The 3,014-nt window shown below is 73.8% G+C and carries 2 protein-coding genes; both read right to left on the bottom strand.

Going from position 1 to position 3,014, the window contains the following annotated elements:
- Positions 1-1,238 (bottom strand): beta-ketoacyl synthase N-terminal-like domain-containing protein (locus Afe05nite_RS43415; protein WP_203823208.1); only part of this gene is annotated, 1,238 nt, incomplete at its 3' end.
- Between the two features lie 11 nt (positions 1,239-1,249).
- A partial coding sequence (locus tag Afe05nite_RS43410) for a beta-ketoacyl reductase (RefSeq protein WP_203823207.1) occupies positions 1,250-3,014 on the bottom strand: 1,765 nt, incomplete at its 5' end.

Raw genomic sequence — 3,014 nt, 5'->3', positions numbered from 1 at the left:
CCCGCGGTCCAGTCGATGTGCGGTGACGGCTCCTCGGCGTGCAACGTCCGCGGAAGGACCCCGTGTTGCATGGCCAGCACCATCTTTATGATGCCGCCGACCCCGGCGGCCGACTGGCTGTGCCCCAGATTCGACTTGAGCGAGCCGAGCCACAACGGCTCGTCCCGGTCCTGGCCGTACACCGCCAGCAACGCCTGCGCCTCGATCGGGTCGCCGAGCCTGGTGCCGGTGCCGTGCGCCTCGACCACGTCGATGTCGGTGGGGGACAGCTCGGCGTTGGTCAAGGCCTGCCGGATGACGCGCTGCTGGGACGGGCCGTTCGGGGCGGTCAGGCCGTTGGAGGCGCCGTCCTGGTTGACGGCCGTGCCACGGACGACCGCGAGCACGCGGTGACCGTTGCGGCGCGCGTCGGAGAGCTTCTCCAGGGCGAGGACACCCACCCCCTCGGACCAGCCGGTGCCGTCCGCGTCGGCCGAGAAGGACCGGCAGCGCCCGTCCGGTGACAGGCCGCCCTGGCGGCTGAATTCCAGGAACGCGTAGGGGGTGGCCATGACCGTGACCCCGCCGGCCAGGGCGAGGGTGCACTCGCCGGAGCGCAGTGCCTGGGCGGCCAGGTGCAGCGCGACCAGCGACGACGAGCAGGCCGTGTCGATGGTGACCGCCGGGCCCTCCAGGCCGAGGGCGTAGGAGATCCGGCCCGAGATCACCGAGCCGGCCGAGCCGGTGGCGCCGTAGCCTTCCGAGCCCTTGACCGTGTCGTTGTCGGCATAGCCGTAGCCCTGCACGGCCGCTCCGGCGAAGACCCCCACCGGCCGGCCGCGCAGCGAGGCGGCGACGATCCCGGCGTCCTCCACCGCCTCCCACGCGGCCTCGAGCAGGATCCGCTGTTGCGGGTCCATCGAGAGTGCCTCGCGCGGCGAGATCCCGAAGAACCCGGCGTCGAAGTCGCCCGCCCCGGCCAGGAAACCGCCGGCGGCGGCCGACCCGAGCGGGGCGGTCGCGCCGGGATCCCAGCCCCGGTCGGCGGGGAACGGCACGATGGCGTCGGTACCGGTCTCGACCAGCCGCCACAGCTCCTCGGGCGAGGTCACCGCACCGGGGTAACGGCAGCTCATCCCGATGATGGCGATCGGCTCCCGCTCGGCCGCCTCGACCTCCGTCAGCCGTTGCCGGGTGCGCCGCAGGTCAGTGGTCAGTTCCTTGAGGTAGTGGCGGAGCTTCTCTTCGTTTGCGGACATGCGTCAGCTCCTCAGGAGATCCCGAACTCGTTCTTGATCAGGTCAAAGAGCTGATCGTCGGTGGCGTCGTCGAGCTGCTTGTCCACCGGCTTGGGGGCGGCCGGGGCGGCGGTGTTCTTCCAGTTCGCCAGCACGGTGGACAGGCGCAGGGTGATCCGGCTGCGCAGGGCCGAGTCCGCCGCCCCCCGCAGGTCGGCCAGCAGTCCGTCGAGCCGGTCCAGCTCGGCCAGGGCCGTGTCGGCGTCGCTGGTGCCGCCGCTCAGCTCGGCCAGCGTCGCGTCGATGAACTCGGCCAGCGCGGCCGGGGTCGGATAGTCGAAGACGATGGTCGATGGCAGCTTCAGGCCGCCGACCCGGTCGAGTCGTTGCCGTAGCCCGACCGCGGCCAGCGAGTCGAAACCCAGCTCCCGGAACGGCCGGTCGGCCTCGACCGCGCCCGGCGAGGAGTCGCCGAGCTCGGCGGCGGCCTCGGCGCACACCGTCCGCACCAGCATCCGCTGCCGGTCCTCGGCGGGCAGGGCCGCCCAGCGCAGCCGGAACGGGTTGTCCTCGGCCGGCCCGGCGACCGGCGTCGCGGTGGTGGTGGTCAGGTCGTTGAGCAGCGGACTGGGTCGGTTGGCAGTGAAGGCGCCGGCGAACCGCTCCCAGTCCATCGCCGCGACGGTGGTGACGGCGGGGTCCAGGTAGCGCAGGGCGTTGCCGGCCTGGTCGGGCGCCAGCGCGGTGATGCCCCGCCGCCGAAGCTCGTCGAGGTAGCCGTCGCCGGCCAGGCCACCGCCGGACCAGGGACCCCAGGCCAGGGCGGTGCCGGCCGCGCCCCGGACCCGCCGCCGGCGGACGAGGGCGTCCAGGTGGGCGTTCGCGGACGCGTACGCGCCGGAGTAGGCACTGCCCCAGGTCGACGCGATCGAGGAGTACACGATGAACGCGTCCAGGTCGTCGCCGAGCAACCGGTCCAGGAGTTCGGCCCCGACCACCTTGGCGCTGACGAAGGCGTCCGGCCCGAGATCGGCCAGCGCCCGCTCGGTGGTGGCGCCGGCTGCGTGGATGACGGCCGTGATCGGCGGGCTCTGCTCGATCACCCGCCGGATGGCGGCCTCGTCGGTGACGTCCCCGGCGAGGATGCTGACCCGGTCGCCGAGTTCGGCCCGCAGGCCGGCGGCGCCCGGAGCCTCGGGCCCGTGCCGGCTGACCAGGACGATGTGCGGCGCGCCTTCGCGGGCGAGGAAGCGGGCGGCGTGGGTGCCGAGGGCTCCGGTGCCGCCGGTGATGAGGGTGGCGCCTCGGGTCCACCACCGACTGCCCGCCGCGGCGGTCGTCGGGCGCAGACGCCGGCCGTAGGCCTGATCCCCCTCGACCCGGATCTGGTCTTCACCGGCCGCGTTGGTCAGCGCGGTGTGCAGGGCGGCGGGGTCGAAGTCGCGGGCCAGGTCGATCAGCCCACCCCAGGCGGTGGGGTGCTCGAGCGCGGCCACCCGGCCGAGCCCCCAGGTCTGGGCCTGCCACGGATCGGTTTCCGCGCCTCGGGTCAGCGTCCACAGGGGACTGCCGGGCCGGGATCGGACCAGGGCGAGCGTGGCGAGGGCACCGGTGGAGGCACCCGGGCGATCGGGGTCCTCGGTGGCGTCCAGGGCCAGCAGGGAGATGATCCCGGTCAGGCCGGGGGGCAACTCGCCGCCCGGGGTGAGCACGCGCAGATGGGCCCGGGAGTTCTTGAGGGCGTCCAGGATCTCCGGTTCCTGCTGGTCCGCGCGCATCACGACCGCCCAGTCGCCG

This window comes from Paractinoplanes ferrugineus (assembly GCF_016862195.1).
Lineage (GTDB): Bacteria > Actinomycetota > Actinomycetes > Mycobacteriales > Micromonosporaceae > Actinoplanes > Actinoplanes ferrugineus.
This window is presented reverse-complemented; position numbering and strand designations above follow the sequence as displayed.